This is a genomic window from Bosea sp. PAMC 26642 (genome assembly GCF_001562255.1).
In the GTDB taxonomy this organism is placed as follows: Bacteria; Pseudomonadota; Alphaproteobacteria; order Rhizobiales; family Beijerinckiaceae; genus Allobosea.
The window spans coordinates 2,464,474-2,482,861 of the sequence record NZ_CP014301.1 but is presented as its reverse complement, the minus strand read 5'-3'; the positions used below and the strand labels follow the sequence as shown (position 1 = coordinate 2,482,861).

Here is an 18,388-nt window from a genome sequence, read left to right as displayed (position 1 = left end):
CGCCACCATCAGGGCAAGGATAAATCAGCCGTGTCGGCCACCGGCGGCGATCGGCCTCGGGCGATCGAAGGGCAGGCTCAGGCTGGCCGGCTGGGCCTTGGTGGAATGGCTGCTGCGATAGAGTCCGCGGTGATCCTTGTCGGGGACGATTGTCGTGGTGATGCCGATCACGGTCTCGGCCGCTCCCAGAACGAAGGCTCCGTCCTGCGTCAGGCGCTGGGCGAGCGCGGCCATCACCCTGGCCTTCGTCGGCACGTCGAAATAAATCAGGACGTTGCGGCAGAAGATCACGTCGAATTGGCCGAGATGGCTGGCAGGTTCGAGCAGGTTATGGAAGCGCAGGTCGACCATGGCGCGGATGCGGTCCGAGACTTCCCATTTGTCGCCTTGCTGGCGGAAATAGCGCAGCAGCAATTGCACTGGCAGCCCGCGCTGGACTTCGAACTGGCTGTAGAGGCCCGCTTTGGCCTTTTCGAGTACGTCTGTCGAGATGTCGGTGCCGATGATCTCGACTTTCCACCCCGTCAGGCGGGCGGCCATGTCATCGAGGATCATGGCGAGCGAATAGGCCTCCTGTCCGCTGGAAACGGCCGCGCACCAGATGCGCAGGCTGCGGCTAGCGGCATTGGAAGCAAGTTTTTCAGGCAGGATCACATCGCGGAAGAGATCGAAAGGGGTGCGATCGCGGAAGAACAGCGTCTCGTTGGTCGTCATGGCCTCGATGACGGCGGCTTCGAGGCTCGGATCGGCCTTCAGGCGCAGCTTCTGCACGAGCTCGGACAATCCGTCGAAGCCACGGCGCCGACACAGGATGCCAAGACGGCTCTCCGCCAGATAGCGCTTGTCGAGACTGAGCGAGAGCCCCGAGCGAAAATGCAGCATCGTGCGCAAAAAATCGAAGTCCGCCTCGGTCATCCAGCCTGACCTCCGCGCACGAGATTGCGGATGGCAAGGCCGATTTCGGCGAGCGGAATCACCGCGCTGGCATGGCGGGCGCGCACGACCGAGCCGGGCATACCCCAGATCGTGCTGGACAATTCGTCCTGCGCGATGACGGCGGCGCCTGCCTGCCGCAGCGCGCCGGCGCCGTCCGTGCCGTCGCTGCCCATGCCTGTGAGGACGAGGCCGAGCGCGGCGGGACCGAGATGACGGGCCCCTGTGCTGAACAGCACATCGACAGCTGGCCGACAGAAGCGGACCGGGGGACCGTCGCCGATGCTGGCGACGAGGTGCCCGAGCTTGCGATCTACGCCGAGATGCCGGCCACCCGGGGCGATGTAGATGGTGCCGGGGCAGAGCCGCTCGCCGTCATAGGGTTCGCGGGTCGGCAGTCCGATCTGGGCCGCCACCTGCTCGGCGAAGGACGCCGTGAAGACAGGCGGCATATGCTGGACGACGAGGGTGGTGAGATCCCTCAGGCTGTCGCCTATGTCGAACAGGACCTTGGCGACGGCCCTGGGACCCCCGGTCGATGCACCGATCAGCAGATAGCGCGGCATGACCGAGACCAGCGGCTTCAGATTGGTCTGGCCCTGTGCGGCGAAATCGATGTCCATCTCGGCCGGCAGCATACCGGGCTGGTGGCGCGACTGAGCGATGTGGCCGAGCTTGAGCAAAAATTCCGCACGAAAATCGAGCGACAGCGTCATGCCGCTGCGGCTGTCGGGCTTCGAGACGACATCCATCGCGCCCTTCGTCATGCATTCGAGCGCCAGGCGGGCATTGCGCTCGTTGAGGGTCGTGGCGAGCAGCACCGCCGTTCTGGGGCTCTCCTTGACGATCAACGGGAGCGCGGTGACGCCATCGACGCCGGGCATGTCGAGATCGAGCACCATCAGGTCGGGCTGGAAGCGTGTCGCATGAGCGATGGCTGTTTCCCCGTCACCTGCAACGGCGACGACGTGAAATTGCCCGCTTTCGCCAAGCCAGCGCGCGAAAAGGCCGCGCACCACGACGGAATCATCGGCGATGACCACCGTCTTGGGCTGCGATCTCGCGACGCCCTGGGCTATCGACAGGCTCATTTTCGGCTACGCGGTCCTGACGACGGGAGGCATGGCGAAGTGCAGGCGGTTCACAGCAGGCCGACCTGATGGAATTTGGAGGCGACGATTTCCTTGTCGAAGGGCTTCATGATGTATTCGTCGGCGCCGGCGTGCATGGCGCGGGCGATATGGGCGATGTCGTTCTCCGTCGTGCAGAAAACCACCTTGGGCCGTCGGCCGCCCGGCATCTGGCGCAGCGTGCGCAGGAAATCGTAGCCGTCCATGATCGGCATGTTCCAGTCGAGCAGCACGGCGTCGGGCATCTCGCCCTTGCAGGCATCGATCGCGCGCGCGCCATCCTCGGCTTCCGCGATGCGGAACTGGAGGCCTTCCAGGATGCGGCGGGCGACCTTTCGGATCACGGCAGAGTCATCGACGACGAGACAATATTTCATGGTCATCTCCAAAAGTGTGCAAGCGTGGCTCAGGCGGCCACGGGAAGGTCGATTTTCAGGACGGCGTCCATGTCCAGGACGACGAGCAGACGATCGTCGAGGCGATGCACGCCGGTCGCGAGCGCGCTCCAGCTGCGATCGAGATGGGCCGGCAGGGTCTCCAGCGTCGACCGGTCGAGCCGCATGACCTCGCCGACGGCGTCGACGATCAGCGCATAGGCTTCACCTTCATGGTCGATGCCGACCGCAGTGAGTTCCAGCTTTTCGTTGCAGTCGGCCGCTTCGACGACCGATCGGCCCAGCCGCTTGCGCAGGCAGATCGCTGTGACGACCCGGCCGCGCAAATTGAGCAGACCGACGATCTCGGACGGCGCGCGCGGAACGCGGGTGATCCGATTGGCGATGAAGACGTCGTGGACGCGCCCGATCGGGAGCCCGAGCATCTGCTCTCCGATCATGATCGTGACGTAGTCGAGCGATTCCTCGTAGCCGTGGATGCTGTCCGGGAGATCGCTCTGGGGGGCACGTTGGGTCATGCCGCCTGCCTCATGCTTGGTTTGCGGTCGGCCAATTCGGCGAGGATCGCACGGCGGTCGAATTTGGCGATGATCTCGTCGAGCCCTGCTTTGGCAGCGCTGACATGCAGCGCCGGCGTCGTCAGGGTCGTGAGACCGAGAATGCGGATGCTGTCGCCACGCGCGCTGGCGCGCATCATGGCGGCGAAGGCGAAGGCCGCTTCGGGGGCCCGGTCGAGATCGACGAGGACGGTCCCCGTGATGTGCGTCGCCACCTGTTTGCGGGCGCTCTCGAAATCAGCGGCGAGGGCGACCTGCTGGCCCGAGGCCTTCAGCACCGGACTCAACATCTCGCGCAGGAAATCTGATGGCTCGACCAGGAGAACCTGCGCCGCCACCGCGACACCCTCGTGCCCGCGGGCCCGCAGCCAGCTCGGATCGCCAAGCGGGAGATAGTGGGCGAGGTCGAGGATTTCGGTGGCGCGACCGCGAATCACCGCAGAACCGATCACCCCCTTGTCCGAGGCCGACTGCAGCTCGACATCGAGCGCCTCATCGACGATGTCGACGATCGAGTCGACGGCCAGACCCATGGTCATGTCGCCTTCGGAGATGATCACCAAAGGCTGCAGGCCCTCGGTCCGGAGTCTGGCGTCGCCGACCATCACGATCGGCATGAGACGGTTGCGATAGTGCAGCAGCACGCGGCCGCTGCCGGTCTGGAAGAGCGCCGAATCGACCTCTTCGAGCCTGGTCACCAGCGACAGCGGCACAGCCTTGAGGCCATCGGATCCGGCCGTGAACACCAGCATCGTGGTGCGCTCGCCGGAGGGGTCGCGGCCGCTTGCCGGCGTCGCAATGCGCGGTTCGCCCGGCGATGCCGCCGCCCCTACGAGCTGGGCGATGCCGTTGGGATCGACGATCAGGACGACGGCGCCGTCTCCGAGAATGGTGTTGCCGGAGAAGATCGGGATGTGTCGCAGTTTGGTCGACATCGGCTTCACGACGATCTCTTCGGTGTGGAAGACGCCGTCGACGAGGATGCCGAACTGCCTTTCGCCGATCTGGGTGACGACGATGAAGCCGTCGTCCATCGCGGGAGCAGGTGCCCCCATGAGCCCGGCCAGCGAGATGATCGGCAGCAACTGGTCGCGCAACCGCAGGACCGACGCGCCGTTGATCTGTTCGATGCGCTGGTCGGCGCCTGATTTCACGCGAACGAGTTCGCGCACGACGATCTGCGGGATGGCGTAACGCTGGCCGCCGGCCTCGACGATCAGCGCCGAAACGATCGCCAGTGTGAGCGGGATCTTGATCGTGATGGACGTACCGAGGCCGGCGGTGCTGACGATGTCGATAAGGCCGCCGATCGCATCGACATTGGCCTTGACGACGTCCATGCCGACGCCGCGTCCCGAGACCGCAGTGACGGTCTCGGCGGTCGAGAAGCCGGGGTGGAAGATGAAGCGGCCGAGCTGCTTATCGCTCATGCGCTCGATTTCAGCTTCGCTGGCGAGGTTCTGCTGCAGCGCCTTGCGGCGGATGCTCTCGATATCGAGCCCGCGTCCGTCGTCGGACACCGCGATCGTGACCGAGCCGCCCTCGTGATAGGCGGCGAGCCGGATCGTGCCGTGCTCGGGCTTGCCGGCAGCAAGGCGCTCGGCCGGGAACTCAATCGCATGGTCGGCGCAGTTGCGGACCATATGGGTGAGAGGATCCTTGATCAGATCGAGGATCTGCCGGTCGAGTTCGGTCTCGGCTCCGTCCGTCACGAGTTCGATGCGCTTGCCGAGTTCGCCGCTGAGGTCGCGGACGATCCGCGGCAACTTCGACCACGCATTGCCGATCGGCTGCATACGGGTCTTCATGACCCCGTCCTGCAGTTCCGCCGTGATCAGCGAGAGCCGCTGCAGCGGCGCTTTGAGTGCGGCATCGTTCTGCTTGCGCGAAATGTCGAGGAGCTGGTTACGGGTCAGAACCAGCTCCGACACCATCGTCAGGAGATGCTCGATCGTATCGACATTGACCCGCAGCGTCGCAGGGCCGGTCGGACGCCGGTCGCGCGAACGGGTTTCCTCGTCGGTGCGGCCGCCGGTGTCGATGCGGCCGTCACGCCCTCGTTCGGGACCCGGGGCGCTGCGGAAGACGAGATCGAGTTCCTGGTCCGTCAGGTTCGTGCCGTGACGGGCGAGATAGGTTGCGACCGGATCGTCGGAGGGGATGCCGGGCTTCTTTGCCTGCGCGAGTTCGAGCTTCGCCCGTTCAGCCAGCCCCTGGAGCTCCCCGATAAGCGTCTCGTCGGTGCCGGGAGGTTCCTGACCCTTGTCCGCGAGTTCGGCCAGGATCTCCTTGACGCGGTCGATCGTCTCCAGAATGGCGGTGACGGCGATGGGGTTGACCGTGGCCCCGTCGCGGAACTGGCCTATGACGGATTCGGCGGCATGGGTCAGCGCTTCCAGCCGCGGCAGGCCGATGAAGCCGCACGTGCCCTTGACGGTGTGGACGAGCCTGAAGATCGTCCGCAGAATGCTCTGATCGTTGGGATCCTGCTCGAAGCGCACGAGTTCCCGATCGACCGTGTCGAGGTGCTCGCCGGTCTCGCCCAGAAACTCTTGCAGCAGCTCGTCCATGCAGAGGACCATCACCCACGCCAAACCCCAGCGACGATCTAAGCATCAGAAGGGTTTATGATCGGTTGAGATCATGGAGAGGCCGCGATTCGGCCTTGCCTGCCGTGGGGTGCCCTGTTCAGGCGACCTTGTCGGCCGTGATGGTGACGGTATCGCCGTCGATCGCGAAGGTGATCGACATGCCGGCGGCGCGCGCGACCATGCCTGCATAAAGCGGCTGGACGGCGTGGGCATCGATGGTGCCGGTCTCCGACTGGCCGGCCAGCAGCTCCTCGACATGGGCGGGAATGCGGGCATGCGAGCCCGTCGCCGTGATCTTGAACGAGCCCTGCTCGCCCTCCACCACAGCGCGCGAGACCAGCTTGCCGCCGCGTGGAACGGCCTGAGTCGCAATGATCAGCAGGTTCAGCAGCAGCTTGACCTGATTCTTGGGCAGGAGTGCGCGTGGCGCCTCCCAGTCCAGCGAGAGCTTTTCGTCGTTCAGGAAGCCGTTGGCGACGTTGCCGGCGTCGCCGAGATCGATCATGGCGCCGGCCGAACCCGCCGCGCCAAAGGCGAGCCGCGCGAATTGAAGGCGCGAGGAGGCATTGCGCGCGCTCTTCTTGATCAGGTCGAGCGCGAAGTCGCGCATCGACGGATCGTCTTCCTCGAGGACCTCCAGCGCGTTGACAATGGCGCCGACGGGGCTGATCACATCATGACAGACGCGGCTGCAAAGAAGCGCGGCCAGATCGAGCGGCTCTAGCGAGATGGCGGTCATGATATCTATCCCGAGATCAGCGTGGCGGGGCGCTCGAAGCTCGCGAGACGCCAGATAGAGCAAGATATGGTGCCATCTTGGTTTGCATGTGGTTAACCCTGTTATGTGCGAAGCGGAAATCGGGAGGCGTGTCTTGACGCCGATCGCAGCTGACGATCCGCGCCTGATTGACCGCGACGGCCTGGCGCGCTGCCTGGCGGAGGCCGCCCGTGTCAGCGCGGCCGTGCTGATGCGGATGCGCGCTGCCCGCGATGTGCGGCTCAAGGCCGATGGCTCCCCGGTCTGCTCTGCGGATATCGCCGCCGACCGGGCCGCGAAGGACGCGCTGGCTCGCCTGCTGCCGGATTTTCCGGTGATCAGCGAGGAGAGCGCCGAAGCGGACAAGACAGCGCCTGTCTTCATTCTGCTCGACCCTCTCGACGGTACGCGCGAATTCCTGGCCGGCGGCGACAGCTATTGCGTCGCCATCGCCGTCATCGTCGGGGACAGGCCGATCGCGGGTGCGATCGCCGCGCCGCAACTCGGCCGGCTCTGGTTCGCCGGCCAGCGTGCCTTCGAGTCCAAGCTGGGCCCCGATGGCGCCGCATCCGGCGATGCCCTGCCGATCGCGGTGCGGGCCGTGGGGGAGGAGGGGCCTGTCACGCTGGTCAGCCGATTCCATGGCGATGCCCTGAGCGACGGGGTCGCGGCGGCGATGGGGTCGAGTGCGAAAATCCCCGTGTCGTCGGCGGTCAAGTTCGGGTTGATCGCAGCTGGCGAGGCGGATCTCCACATCCGGGGTGGCCAGACCATGGAGTGGGATATCGCGGCGGGCGATGCGATTCTGCGGGCGGCGGGGGGCGTCGTCATGCTGATCGACGGTAGCCTGCCGCGCTATGGCGACAGCGGGCGCGGTTTCCGTAACCCGCCCTTCGTGGCGGCCAGCCATGATGCCCTGGCCGAGCGGGCCGTTGCGGCGGCAGCGGATCTGTCGCAACCGGACTGAAGCCGGTCAGCGGTGGGCGATAAGCTGGCTCACCGCGCCCCAGCTGTTCTCCGCGAGGCGCCGCAGAGAGGTGTTTTCCAGGAAAGCGTTGCGGCTGGCGGCGGTGCGGAACAGGAACAGGCGCTGTTCGACCACGGCGAAGAGCCTTGGATCGGTATCGACTGCCAGCCCCTCGGCTACGCCCGTTGCATCATAGGCTTCGTAGGCAGGCTCATAACTGTCAGGTGCCTCGAGAAAGGCGGCGCGATTGGCCGCCGAGGCGAAACGCCAGACGTCACCGCGATGGGTGATCTCGAATTCGGCGCGGCCGGCCGTGGCGCGCGCCTCGACGTGATAGGCGACCGGGTCGAACCCGCCCAGCGCGAGACCCGAACGGGTATCGCGCTGCATCGTCTCGCCGATTGCGGGCAGTGGGGGCAGGCCGTCGGGCAGTCCCTTCGCTTCAGTAGGCGTGGGCGGCATGAGGCCAAAGCCTGCGAGGGCCAGCACGCGCATGGTCGCCGCGAAGGCGATCCGCCTGCGCCATGTTGTGGCCTTCATCGCGGGCAAATCCTTTGCCTATTCGCAGGGCTCCGTCCGGAGCCTGAATCTTCACGGGTTGGATACACTTGCAGCGTATCAAACTGGTTACCGAACTGGCGTGCATTTGCGCTATGTCGTCGGTTTCGCCGCATTCGGATCGTTCAGATCCGGATAGGCCGTCAGAATGACGCCCGCAGCGGCCGGCATGAGACCCACCTCCTCGTCGCGGCCGGGAAGATCGCGTCGCCGAGCCGTACAAGACCCTGGATTCAGCGCCCAAGCCCGGAGATCCAAGCCATGAACCCATCCCGCCGCAGCATCGTCACCGGCGGTCTCGCCTTGGCCGGCAGCGCGATCGCGACCGTCCCCGGGCCGGCACTCGCCCAGCAATCCTATGGAAAGGCGCAGTCCTTCTCGCAGAACGAACTCGTCGGCTCGGGCCACCAGTTCTTCGGCAACGTTTCGCGGGGCCTTGCCCTGACGATCGAGGAGGCCGTCAGGCGCTGGGGCGAGCCCAATGGCTATGTGCTCGGCCAGGAGGCGTCGGGCGCCTTCGTCGGCGGTCTGCGTTATGGCGAGGGCACGCTGTTCACCCGCAATGCGGGCGACCGCAAGGTGTTCTGGCAGGGCCCGTCGGTCGGTTTCGATTTCGGCGGCGAAGGCGCGCGCACGATGATGCTGGTCTACAATCTGCCGAGCGTCGATACGCTGTATCAGCGCTTCGTCGGCGTCGATGGCTCGGTCTATTTCATTGGTGGATTCGGCTTCACCGCGATGGCGGCCGAAGGCATCACCGTGGTGCCGATCCGCACCGGCGTCGGCTGGCGGCTCGGCGTCAATCTGGGCTATCTGAAGTTCACGCCGCAGGCGACCTGGAACCCCTTCTGAGCACGACTGGGGTGAATTGCTGGCCATGGCGGCGTCGTCGTGGCAGAAATGGCGCTCTCAGATCGCCGTGCCACGGAGCCGCATCCCTTGATCGAAGCCGCCATGTTCATTGTGCTCGGCTTCCTGTCTGCCAGCCTGATGGCACTGGCGGCGGTCCCGGCCCTGTCGCGACGGGCCGACCGTCTGGCACGGCGCCGGGCGGAGGCGGCGTTCCCTCTGTCCCTGGCCGAGATCGCGGCCGACCGCGACCATCTGCGCGCCGAACTCGCCATGCGCGAGCGCGCACTGGAACTGCGGGCCGAAAGCGGTTTTGCCGCCAAGGCGGGTGCGATGGAGGAGATCGGCCGGCGTGACATGACGATCGGCCGGCTCGAGCGCGATCTGCGCGAGCGCGAGTCGCGCATCGCGGTCCTGGTCGGCGACCTCTCCGAAACCCGTGCCGATCTCGAGGGGACGCAGGCTGCGCTCGCTGCGGAAAAAGCCGGCCATGCCGAGACCTCGGAGCGGCTGGACAGGCGCGTCGCGGACCTCGCCAGCGTCGAGCACAGTCTGGCCGAGACGCGCGCGGCGCTGACCGGCACCAGCGCCGACCTCGATTCGCGTAGCAACGAACTTGCCCAGGAGCGCGCGACACTCGGCCGGGTCGAGGCCATCTTGGCAGAGCGTGAGCAAGATCTGGCGAAGCTGCGCTCCGATGCGGACGCGCTGCGTGTCGTCCAGGTCGAGAATCGCACCCAAATCCTGGTGCTCGAAGGCAAGCGCGACGAACTCGCCAGCCGCCTGACCTCGATGGAGCAGCATCTGGAGGAGGCGCTGGTCTCGCTCCGGGGAATGACGGTCGATCGTGACAGCGAACGGCTGCGGGCCGATACGCTGGCAGCACGCGCGATGCAGGCCGAGACCGAGCTTGCCGCAGCAGAGGTCCGGACGACGGCGGCTTTGGCCGAGGTCGAGCGGACGGCGGCGCAGCTCTCGCTGCGGGCGGCCGCGATCGAGACGGAACGGCTCGCGAAAGAGGAACTGGAGCAGCGGGCGGGATCGGAGCAGTCCGCCTGGCAGGATGAGCGCTTACGCCTGACCGAGGAGCTGGCGGCGCTGCACGCTGATCTGCGCGAGCGGGAGGGTCGGCTGGAAGTCGTCCACGCCGAGGCGCTGACCTTGCAGGGCTCGCTCGCCCAGGCGCGGGCTGACCGTGCAAGGCTGAAGCGCGAGGTTGCCGAGCTGCGCCGGCAGCCGGCTGGCGCCACGGGCGACAATGCGGCGCTGCGCCAGGAAATCCTGCGGGTGGCGGAGCGGCTGATGGCGTTGCCGCCGGCGCAGGAGGCGGCGGAATAGGGCGGCGAAGGCGACGGCCCGCCCAAAACCCTTTCCCCCGGGAAGCATCCTGTTCTAGGAAGGCGCGCTGGCGTGTTGCCGCCATGCCCGTGATGGCCCGCGCGAGATGGTTCCCGACCCGTGAGCGAAACTGCGATCGACATCCTCTGCATCGGCGAGCCGCTGGGCGAGTTCAACGCCACGCGGGCCGAGTCCGGCGCCTTCCAGTTCGGCCATGGCGGCGACACCTCCAACTGTGCGGTCGCTGCTGCCCGGCAGGGCGCATCGGTCGCCTATGCGGGCGCTCTGGGCAATGACATGGCCGGCCGCTCGATCCGCGAGCTATGGGCGCGCGAAGGGGTGGACGACCGCCATGTCGCAACGCATCCGAGCGCTCCGACGGGGCTCTATTTCGTCGATCATGGCCCCGCCGGCCATGTCTTCTCCTATCTCCGGGCGGGATCGGCTGCGAGCCTCTACGGGCCGGGCGACCTGCCGCGCGAGCTGATCGCCCGCGCCTGCGTGGTCCAGGCATCGGGCATCAGCCAGGCGATCGCCGGCAGCGCTGCCGACGCCGTGTTCGAGGCCTTCGCGATCGCGCGCGAGGCGGGCGTACTGACCGCATACGACACCAATCTGCGGCTCAAGCTCTGGCCGCTGGCGCGGGCGAGGGCGATCATCCATGCCGCCTGCGCGATGGCCGATATCGTCCTGCCGGGCCTCGACGATGCGAAGCTGTTGACCGGGCTCGACGAGCCCGACGCCATCGCCGACCTCTATCTGCGCATGGGCGCCAAGGTGGTGGCGCTGACGCTCGGCCATGAGGGATCGCTGGTGGCGACGCCCGAGCGGCGGCTGCGGCTGGTGCCGATCAAGGTCAACGCGATCGATGCCACCGGCGCCGGCGATTGCTATGACGGCGCCTTCCTGTCCGAATTCGTGCGCACGGGCGATGCCTTCGCGGCCGGAGCCTATGCCAATGTCGCGGCCGCGCTCTCGACGCTGGGCTATGGCGCCGTCGCGCCGCTGCCGCGCCGGGCCGATGTCGAGGCCCGAATGACGCAAGAAGCGAGAGCCGCGATCTGATGAGCATTCCAGTTCTGGCCGAGGCGGGCGCGCTGCTCGCCCGCTACGACGTGCTCATCAGCGATGTCTGGGGGGTCGTGCATGACGGATTGTGGGCGCTGGAGCCGGCCTGCGCCGCGCTGAGCGCCTATCGCGAGGCCGGCGGCGTGGTCGTGCTGCTGTCGAATGCGCCCGGTCCGTCGGAGCAGGTCGCGGGAGTGATCGACAAGAAGCGCGTGCCCCGCACCGCGTGGGACGCGCTGGTCACTTCGGGCGACGTCACGAAATCGCTGATTGCCGAGAGCCTCCATCGGAAGGTCTTCCATATCGGCTGGCAGGACGACCGCGCGATCTTCGATGGTATCGATGTCGAAGTGGTCGGGGAGGAGGAGGCCGACCTCGTCGTCGCGACCGAACTCAACGATTACCGCACCGAGACGCCCGATCAGTACCGTCCTCTGCTGACACGCTTCGCCAAGCGCGGGCTGCCCTTCATCTGCGGCAATCCCGATCTCGTCGTGCATGTCGGCGAGCATCTGCTGCCCTGCGCCGGCTCGCTCGCCCTGATCTACGAGCAACTCGGTGGAGCGGTCGCCTGGGCTGGAAAGCCGTATCGGCCGGCCTATGATCTTGCGCTGGCGGCGGCCGAAGCGGCGCGTGGCGGCCGGGCGGTCGACGCAAGCCGCGTGCTGGTGATCGGAGACGCAGTTCGTACCGATCTCGCCGGGGCGCAGATGATGGGCTTCGACAGCCTGTTCATCGCAGGCGGCATCCATCGCGAGGAGACGATGCGGGATGGCGTTATCGACCCCGAGGGGCTGGCGGCGGTGCTGGCCGGGCAGAAGGCCCGGCCCGTCGCGGCGATGGGTGCGCTGGCGTAGCAGGCCTATGCGGCTGCTCTTGCCCCGGCTGCCGGGAAAATAACCTTCCTGAAGGCGAACACGAGCGCGGCGTCGAGCTTGCCGCCCATCCGCAGCAAGGTGTCGTAGGCCTTTTCCGGCGGCATCGGCGGCTTGTACGACCTCCGCTCGATCAGCGCGGCGTAGATGTCGCAGATCGTGATCATCCGCACGATATCGGGAATCTGGTCGGCACGGAGCCCGTCCGGGTAGCCCGATCCATCAAGATACTCATGATGCGAGCGAACCACCTGGACAATCTCCTTGGCGAAAGCTCCCGATCTCTGCAGCATCTCGAAGCCGATTCCGGGATGCTGGCGCATCTGGGTCGCTTCGTCCGGGGTCAGCTTTCCCGGCTTGTGCAGGATCGCCAGCGGTATCCTCACTTTGCCGATGTCGTGCAGCACGGCCGCGCAGGTCAAGAGCTTGCGATCCCGCCCCGAAAATCCGAGCTGCCGCCCGAAGGCGGCGGCCAGGCCGGCGACCAGAAGGCAGTGCTGATAGGTCAGGTCGTCATGGTTCCAGACGACATCGAGCCAGGAGCCGATATCGGCCTTGTCTGCGGCCTGATTGATCGAGGCGACGCCGTCGTTGATCGCCCGCAGCGGCAGTGCGCGCCCGTTCTCCGCGGCGTCGAGCATGTCGGCGAGGGCGGCGGTCGCGGCGATGAAATGGCCGTGGATACTCGGCGGTCCGTCCGATGCCGCTTCCGATGTATCGTTGCCATGCAGGATCTGGCTGATGCTCTTCAGCAATTCGCCTGCCGGCATCTGGGCGGACAGGATGCTGGTAGCTCCGATCGCGTTGGCCTGGATCGTGGCACGAGGCGACTGGTCTTTCAGCAGGCAAAGGTAGGGCGTTCCGGCGTTTCGATGTCGTGCCAGGGCAGCCCGTATTCCCTCGACAGCCGCTCGGTTCGACAGCTCGACGTTCGTCACCACCAGCCGCAGGGATCTGCACGTCGCGATCCTGCCGGCGTCGTTCACGTGGACGACGGTGCATGGCCCCCACAGGGCAAGCATACGCTCCAGCTGCCGGCTCTGTTCGATTCGATCGGTAATCAGCAGCACGACGACGTTGGCCCTCGCTCAAGCGACCATGTTGCGCAGATTTCCTGAATTTTCGTGAATAGACTGCATAAAGCAGCGGCTTGTGCGCCTTTTGTCTAGCTGAACGGCAAGTGAGCTGATGGCCGGCACCAAGCTCAGACCGGCGGCGCGCCGCGCATGGCGCGCAGCCGCCTGCCGACATCCTCGAACAATCCCTCGAACGGGCGGAAGACGAAGCGCACCGTCGAGCGGCCCGGTGGCACGGCGACGGCACGGAAGAGCACGTTGGCACGCAGCAGTTCGGCCGGCTTGCCGTCGATCTCGACCTGCCACCAATGATGCCAGGTGTCGTTGAGAACGACGAAGCCGCCGCGCGGGGCATCCACGGCGAGGCTGACCTGCGTCGTGCCGTAGTCGGTGATGCGGACGGAGCCGGGCTGCCCCAGACCGGCTTGCGTGGCTGCTGGCAACGGCACGGTGCGGTCGAGCAGCACGGTCCGGCGCGGGTCGAAGCCCTGGGGCCACTGCCCGCTGGTCAGGATGGTGTCGAAATCCGCCTTTTCGGCGTTCGGCACTAGCAGGACGCGCGGCAGGGCCCGGGGGTTCTCGTAGATATAGGCGTCCTTGGTGCGGGCGATCTGGACCAGGTCGCCCGGCTTCAGGTTTCTGTCGATCTGCTCGGCGGGGACGCCGGTGGCGATGAAACGCAGACCCAGCATGTCGGCAAGCAGCGAGCGATAGCCTGGCATCAGCGCCGAGAATTTGCGCTGGTCCGGCAGTGCGACATGGTCCTCGGCGCCGGTTGCCTTGCTGTAGAGGCCAAGTCGGAGCGGGTTGTAGCCAAGCGTGTTGTCGAGTTCGTGGACGAGGCTGGCATTGGGCCAGTGGAAGTCGATACCGGCGAGCTCGATGCGGTCGCGGCGATCGGGCCCCGCAGTGCGGGCGGTTTCCCGCTTCAGGATCGCGATCGTCTCGTTGGCGCTGTCGGCGCGCAGCACGTCGTACATCTGCGAGGGCAGGGCAGTGGATTCGCTGGGGCCATTGTTGACGGAAAGGTCGATGGTCATGGCGCAGGCGAGCACGATGGCGGCCGCGAGGCCCGAACCGCGCAGGGACAGTCCGCGCGCGGCAATGAGCGCGCCGATGGCGATGACGGCACACAGCAAGGACGTGATCAGCGGCAGGGCCGCCACGTGGAGGCGGCCCACCGTCCAGGCAAGCCACAGGGCCGCGCCCAGCGCGCCGAGCAGGAGCGTGGCTTCGAGAGCGATCTGCCACCATCGGCCACGCGGAGCTGCGTCGGTCACGACGAGATGGGTCAGGTAGCCACCGAGAATGGCGAGCAGTGCGCCGAGGATGAAGAGTGCGTCGGCCGGCCTGCGATAGAGAGGAATGCCAGGCAAGAGCTCGAACAGCAGACGGAAGCCCGGAGTATAGCGCCCCAGCGCATAGATCAGCACGATTAGGGCTGCGACCGTCAGGGCGACGATCTCGCGCCGCCAGAGCGCGCCGCGCACCAGCCCGAGCGTCAGCACCAGCAGCATCGGCAGGAAGCCGAGATAGAGCTGGCTCATATTGCGGGCGAGATAGAGCTGTAGCGGGCCGAAGCGCTGTTCCCAGGCCGGGCTCGGCGGCCCCCAGAAATTGTCGAGCGGGCCGGCCGCGCCATAGAGATTGGCGAAGAGGCCGGTCAGCAGCGAGGCGGGGTGGAGCGAGCCCTTGCCGGCTTCGATCAGGTCGATCGTCGGCCGGTTGGATTCCTGGGCCAGGAATGCCGTCAGCAGGATCGGCACGGCCGCGACCAGCGCGGCTCCGATCACGCCGGCGATGAGAGGCAGGATGCTGCCGCGCAAGGCCCGCCATGGCCGTGGCGCCATGGCGATGGCGGCCAGCACCAGCCCGGCCAGGACGTAGACGCCGATCAGTGCGACCTGGTCGCGGCCCAGCACCATGAAACCTGCGAAGAGCCCCGCCGCGAAGCCGTACAGCACAGAGCCGCGTTCGAGCGCGCGCGAGATCAGCAGCAGCGTGACGGCGAAATAGCCGAGGCTCAGGACCTGACCGACATGCTGGATGCGCCAGGCCGCCGAGGCGCCGAAGGCGAAGGCGAGCGCGGCGACGACAGCGCCGGCGGGATGCCAGCCCCGGTCGCGGAACAGCAGCACGATCGCGAGCGCACCCAGCAGCAAGGTGCCGAGCACGGCGCCGTCGCTCCAGCGGAAATCTGGCGAGGGGTTCAGCGCCGCGATCAGCGCGAAGGATGGCGAGAAGATCAGCGATTGCGGATCGGCGACCTGCGGCGAGCCCGAGAAGACGTAAGGCGTCCAGAACGGCGACAGGCCCTTGTGCCAGCTGCTCGCCAGGAACTGTAGCTGCGGGTGGAAATGTGCCTTGGCGTCCCACGGTATCGTGAGTGCGCCCGAGAGCCAGGGCCAGGACAAAACGAGCCAGGCGACGGCCACGATGCAAAACACGCTGGCGAGAGGCCAGCGTGTTTGAGGAAGGTCAGCCTGTCGATCTGTCGAGCCGGACATCAGGCCGATTTGTCCCAACCGCCGATGGCGATCAATCCTTAGGCGCGGCGCGGGCCATCAGCGCATCCATGTCGATGACATGGCCGGCCCGATCGCGCTTGGAGGTGAGGTAGCGAACATTGTGGACGTTGGGCCGGCCCAGCACGCGCTGCGTCGCTGCGACCTCCAGGCCGGCGGCCTTGATGGCGCTGACCTTGAGCGGGTTGTTGGTCAGGGCCGTGACGCGGCTGATGCCGAGCTGCTTCAACATCGTGGCGGCGAAGTCGAAATGGCGCTGGTCGAGATCGAAACCCAACACCTCGTCGGCGTCGTAGGTGTCCCAGCCCTGGCTCTGCAGCCGGTAGGCGCGCATCTTGTTGGAGATGCCGTTGCCGCGGCCTTCCTGGTCCAGATACAGCAGCACCCCGCCCTCGTTATCGGCCATCCATTGCACGGTTTCGCGCAGCTGGTCGCCGCAATCACATTTCAGCGAGCCGAACAGGTCGCCGGTCAGGCAGGCCGAATGCAGGCGCACCGGCACAGCATCCGCAAGATCGGGCTTGCCGACGATGATCGCAACCTGGTCGCGCAGGCCTTCACCGCCACGGAAGACGACGAACTCGGTTTCCGGCGCGCCTTCGAGGGGCACCGGGGCGCGGCCAACGATCGTGAGCGAGGCGGCACGGGTCGCGCGGTAGGCCATGACGGCATCCAGCGTAACCTCGACCAAAGGTTCGCCGGCAACAGCTTCGGCGGTGACCGGCACCAGGACCGCGGCAGGGATGACGAGCGAGAGACGCGCGAGTTCGAGCGCTGCATCGGCCAGCGGCGACGTGGGAGCCACGGGAGCATCGACCTTCGCGTCGATTTTCAGGGCCAGAGTCTCGATCCGGGCCAAATCGATGGTCGGCATCGCAAAAATGCCGGTTTCGCTCCGGTTCTTCGCACCGAGGCGTCGCAGGCGCGCGGCGCTCAGCACGAGATAAGCACGGCCCTGAGCGAGTTCGTCGAGACGTTGAGCAAGTTCGCCTTCGGCCAGTTCGGCCGAGAACGCCAGCGCCAGTTCGCCATGATCGCGCAACAGCACCGGGCGGCCGGCCCGAAATTCCGAGATGGCGCGTTCGACCGTCACCAGATTGGTCTCTTGCGGGCGTCCGAAGAGCGTACGCGACTTGGGCATCGGGGTGTCCGTCAGATTGCGCCGAAGGAGGGCGTCGGGGAAATGTAGTCTTTTACGTTCGGAAGGGCGATATGGATCTTACCACCGGTTCCGGGGGACAAACGTTCCGCTCGCAACTCAGTTCCGCAGTCGCTGTCGCCTCGCGAATGACTCTACAGACATCCAATCTGTTGCCATCGCTCGTATAAGAACGCCAGATTGAATGCCAGATGAATGGTGCGGAGGCTTGTTTGATGGGCGATCATGACCCGGCGACGACAGAAATCTACAGCGGCACTGCGCGCCATCTGCATTGGGTGACGGCAGCGGCGGTGTTCGTGATGATCCCGCTCGGCTTCGCCATGACCTATCGCGGCAACACCTTGAACATCTGGGACGGAGTGACCGATGCGCTGTTCAGCACGCACAAGCTGATCGGCTTCCTGCTGCTCTGGCTGATCGTCGGGCGGTTCGCCTACCGCCTGATCCATGGCGCGCCGAAGGACGAACCGACGCTGCTGTGGTGGCAGAAGGCGGCCTCGCATCTGGTGCACTGGTTGCTCTACGGGCTTTTGCTCGTGGTGCCGGCCCTGGGCTGGATCGGTGTGTCGCTCTATCCCTCGCTCGGGATCTTCGGCCTGTTCAATCTGCCGGCGCTCGTCAAACCAGACCAGGCGCTGGCGGAGGCTGTCCTGCAAGTGCACGGCAACCTGGCGATCCTGATCGCGCTGCTGGTCGGCGGCCATATCGCGGCGGCGCTGTACCACCACCTGATCCGCAAGGACGGCGTGCTGCGACGGATGCTGCCGGGGCTCGGGCGGTAGAGCCTCAGACCGGTCTCGCCCAGAGATCGTGATGGCCGATGCGGCCCGATGCCGCCCTTGCCCTGGCTTCTAGCCAGTCCGCGATGGTCGCCGCATCGACATGGCCCGTCTGCGCGACGGCGTCGGCGATGCCCCTGGTCAGCGCCAGCGCGAGCTCCTTTTGGTCGCCGTCGAGCAGCCAGGGGCTATCGCCGGTCGAAACGGCGAAGCCCGATTTGCGGAACGCCTCAGCCATGATGTCGGTGGCCTCGGGGCCGGCAGCCGGACCAAAGCCCTTGTCGGTCTTCTGATGGTGCGTGAAGGCGGCGAACATGCGCGCATCGGCAGGATGAGGCGGCTGCCATTTCTCGCGCCCGTCATAGGTCAGCACGGTGTAGAGCGGCAGGCGCTGGCTGGTCAGGGCGGCGACGAAGCGTTCGAGCCAGCGCTTCGAGGCGAGGTCGAACAAAGCGGCGGCGGTGACGAGATCGGGCTGCCAGCCGAGAACCCATTCGAGGTCCTTGGTAAGGTCCGCCTGGCGGAAATCGACGGTGAGCGCCTTGCCGTCCTTCGACAGCACGATCTCCTCGCCCTGTTCGCGCGCCTCGTCGGCCCAGGCGACCAGGCTGTTGCGCGCGGCGTCGAGAAGGCGCTGGTCATGGTCGACCAGCGTCCAGTGCTGGCGATCGGGGAGGGCAGCGAAGGTACCGCGCAGGTTGGAACCGGCGCCGCAGCCGAGATCGACGATGGTCATCGAGGATTTCGACGAGAAGTGCGTCCCGACCGCCGCGAGCATGTGCGGGTTGCGGGCGGCATGGTCCGCAGGCTCCCGCAAGATCAACCAAT

The 18,388-nt window shown here is 66.4% G+C and carries 17 protein-coding genes; 6 read left to right on the top strand and 11 right to left on the bottom strand.

What is annotated here, in order from left to right; all coding sequences use genetic code 11:
* Positions 1 to 24 precede the first annotated feature (24 nt).
* From AXW83_RS11900 to chpT, 6 genes are all read right to left on the bottom strand, one after another.
* A complete protein-coding gene (locus AXW83_RS11900) occupies positions 25 to 915 on the bottom strand; it encodes a CheR family methyltransferase (RefSeq protein WP_066613760.1) in 891 nt (296 codons plus the stop codon).
* A complete protein-coding gene (gene cheB, locus AXW83_RS11895) occupies positions 912 to 2,024 on the bottom strand; it encodes a chemotaxis-specific protein-glutamate methyltransferase CheB (protein ID WP_066613759.1) in 1,113 nt (370 codons plus the stop codon). The genes AXW83_RS11900 and cheB overlap by 4 nt, the downstream gene beginning before the upstream one ends.
* Positions 2,025 to 2,074: 50 nt before the next feature.
* Complete coding sequence (locus tag AXW83_RS11890; RefSeq protein WP_066613758.1) at positions 2,075 to 2,440, bottom strand: response regulator; 366 nt, start codon at positions 2,438 to 2,440, stop codon at positions 2,075 to 2,077.
* Positions 2,441 to 2,469: 29 nt separating this feature from the next.
* Entirely contained in the window at positions 2,470 to 2,976 is a 507-nt protein-coding gene (locus tag AXW83_RS11885; RefSeq protein ID WP_066613756.1) for a chemotaxis protein CheW, read from the bottom strand.
* Complete coding sequence (locus tag AXW83_RS11880; protein WP_066620365.1) at positions 2,973 to 5,585, bottom strand: chemotaxis protein CheA; 2,613 nt, start codon at positions 5,583 to 5,585, stop codon at positions 2,973 to 2,975. Before AXW83_RS11880 ends, AXW83_RS11885 begins: the two co-directional genes overlap by 4 nt.
* A 118-nt stretch (positions 5,586 to 5,703) precedes the next feature.
* Positions 5,704 to 6,345: a histidine phosphotransferase ChpT gene (chpT, locus tag AXW83_RS11875; protein ID WP_066613754.1), complete on the bottom strand. Its 642-nt coding sequence runs from the start codon at positions 6,343 to 6,345 to the stop codon at positions 5,704 to 5,706.
* Positions 6,346 to 6,478: 133 nt separating this feature from the next.
* On the opposite strand from chpT, the gene AXW83_RS11870 reads away from it, so the two are divergent.
* A complete protein-coding gene (locus tag AXW83_RS11870; protein WP_066613753.1) occupies positions 6,479 to 7,330 on the top strand; it encodes a 3'(2'),5'-bisphosphate nucleotidase CysQ family protein in 852 nt (283 codons plus the stop codon).
* A gap of 6 nt (positions 7,331 to 7,336) precedes the next feature.
* Here AXW83_RS11870 and AXW83_RS11865 read toward each other — a convergent pair whose 3' ends face one another.
* Positions 7,337 to 7,870, bottom strand: a complete 534-nt coding sequence (locus tag AXW83_RS11865; protein WP_066613752.1) for a YHS domain-containing (seleno)protein — start codon at positions 7,868 to 7,870, stop codon at positions 7,337 to 7,339.
* Between the two features lie 279 nt (positions 7,871 to 8,149).
* On the opposite strand from AXW83_RS11865, the gene AXW83_RS11860 reads away from it, so the two are divergent.
* From AXW83_RS11860 to AXW83_RS11845, 4 genes are all read left to right on the top strand, one after another.
* Complete coding sequence (locus AXW83_RS11860; protein ID WP_066613750.1) at positions 8,150 to 8,740, top strand: DUF1134 domain-containing protein; 591 nt, start codon at positions 8,150 to 8,152, stop codon at positions 8,738 to 8,740.
* 87 nt (positions 8,741 to 8,827) lie between these two features.
* Positions 8,828 to 10,075, top strand: coding sequence for a coiled-coil domain-containing protein (locus tag AXW83_RS11855; protein WP_156639963.1), 1,248 nt, complete (start codon positions 8,828 to 8,830; stop codon positions 10,073 to 10,075).
* Positions 10,076 to 10,195: 120 nt separating this feature from the next.
* Positions 10,196 to 11,140 (top strand): sugar kinase, encoded by a 945-nt coding sequence (locus AXW83_RS11850; RefSeq protein WP_210179664.1) that lies wholly within the window; start codon positions 10,196 to 10,198, stop codon positions 11,138 to 11,140.
* Positions 11,140 to 12,000, top strand: coding sequence for a TIGR01459 family HAD-type hydrolase (locus tag AXW83_RS11845; RefSeq protein ID WP_066613746.1), 861 nt, complete (start codon positions 11,140 to 11,142; stop codon positions 11,998 to 12,000). Before AXW83_RS11850 ends, AXW83_RS11845 begins: the two co-directional genes overlap by 1 nt.
* A 5-nt stretch (positions 12,001 to 12,005) precedes the next feature.
* Here the strand turns inward: AXW83_RS11845 and AXW83_RS11840 are convergent, their stop codons facing one another.
* From AXW83_RS11840 to ribA, 3 genes are all read right to left on the bottom strand, one after another.
* Entirely contained in the window at positions 12,006 to 13,088 is a 1,083-nt protein-coding gene (locus tag AXW83_RS11840) for an HD-GYP domain-containing protein (RefSeq protein ID WP_066613744.1), read from the bottom strand.
* Positions 13,089 to 13,222: 134 nt separating this feature from the next.
* Positions 13,223 to 15,529 carry a hypothetical protein gene (locus AXW83_RS11835; protein WP_236841890.1) on the bottom strand — a complete coding sequence of 769 codons (2,307 nt, stop codon included), beginning with the start codon at positions 15,527 to 15,529 and terminating at the stop codon, positions 13,223 to 13,225.
* 103 nt (positions 15,530 to 15,632) lie between these two features.
* The gene (gene ribA, locus AXW83_RS11830) at positions 15,633 to 16,760 is read right to left on the bottom strand and encodes a GTP cyclohydrolase II RibA (RefSeq protein WP_066613739.1); all 1,128 of its coding nucleotides are present in this window, start codon (positions 16,758 to 16,760) and stop codon (positions 15,633 to 15,635) included.
* Positions 16,761 to 16,993: 233 nt separating this feature from the next.
* Here ribA and AXW83_RS11825 point away from each other — a divergent pair, with 233 nt between their 5' ends.
* Entirely contained in the window at positions 16,994 to 17,563 is a 570-nt protein-coding gene (locus AXW83_RS11825) for a cytochrome b (RefSeq protein WP_066613736.1), read from the top strand.
* A gap of 4 nt (positions 17,564 to 17,567) precedes the next feature.
* On the opposite strand, the gene AXW83_RS11820 is transcribed toward AXW83_RS11825, so the two are convergent.
* On the bottom strand, positions 17,568 to 18,377 hold the full coding sequence (locus AXW83_RS11820) for a class I SAM-dependent methyltransferase (protein WP_236841889.1): 810 nt from the start codon (positions 18,375 to 18,377) through the stop codon (positions 17,568 to 17,570).
* Positions 18,378 to 18,388: the final 11 nt, after the last annotated feature.